The organism is Microvirga sesbaniae, assembly GCF_025460805.1.
GTDB classification, from domain to species: domain Bacteria; phylum Pseudomonadota; class Alphaproteobacteria; order Rhizobiales; family Beijerinckiaceae; genus Microvirga; species Microvirga sesbaniae.
In genome coordinates, this window is the sequence record NZ_JAMXFJ010000132.1 from 1 (window position 1) to 638 (window position 638).

1 protein-coding gene is annotated in these 638 nt (G+C 61.3%); it reads left to right on the forward strand.

The features are described 5' to 3' along the window. Positions 1–99: 99 nt before the first annotated feature. Positions 100–638, forward strand: a 539-nt coding sequence (locus OCW50_RS33140; protein ID WP_262300412.1) for a heparin lyase I family protein, incomplete at its 3' end; no start/stop codon positions are given.

Here is a 638-nt window from a genome sequence, read left to right on the forward strand (position 1 = left end):
TCCGCTTCTGAAAGCACGTACATCTCATCCAGCATCGGCCCGCTCAAGGTCGATAATGCTGATGAACGTTGGAGCTTCTCCTCCCCGGACAACAACACCATGCGCTTCGAGGTGCGCAAGGGCGACGTGTTCAGTGACTCCGGCTGGACCGATCCGTCGACCTCCGAGCGCAACAACGTGCAGGAACTGGTGTCCAACAAGCACCCCGTCTCCCAGGAAGTGAAGATCAACTACGACTTCATGGTTGAACCCGGCGCGGCCAACACCTCGCGTTGGGTGGTCCTGGGATCGCTGAAAGGCTTCTATGCCGCCGACTGGTCGGCGCCCTTCGAGGTGGCGATGCGCGGCGAGAAGCTGGCGATCACGGCCAACTACGAGTCGTCCCCGGGCAACATGGTCTACCGCGACCTGTGGGTGAGCGACGTCAACATCACGCGCGGCAAGTGGTACGACATCAAGATCAACTTCGACTGGGGCGCGTCGGGCAACGGCAAGATCGACGTCTTCCTCGACGACAAGCAGGTGGTCAACTACGACGGCAAGGTCGGCTACTACGACCAGACCGCCTATCTGTGGAAGACCGGCATCTACCGCGGCACGGCGCCCGAGACCCTGGCCGTGCAGGTCAAGAACCTCTC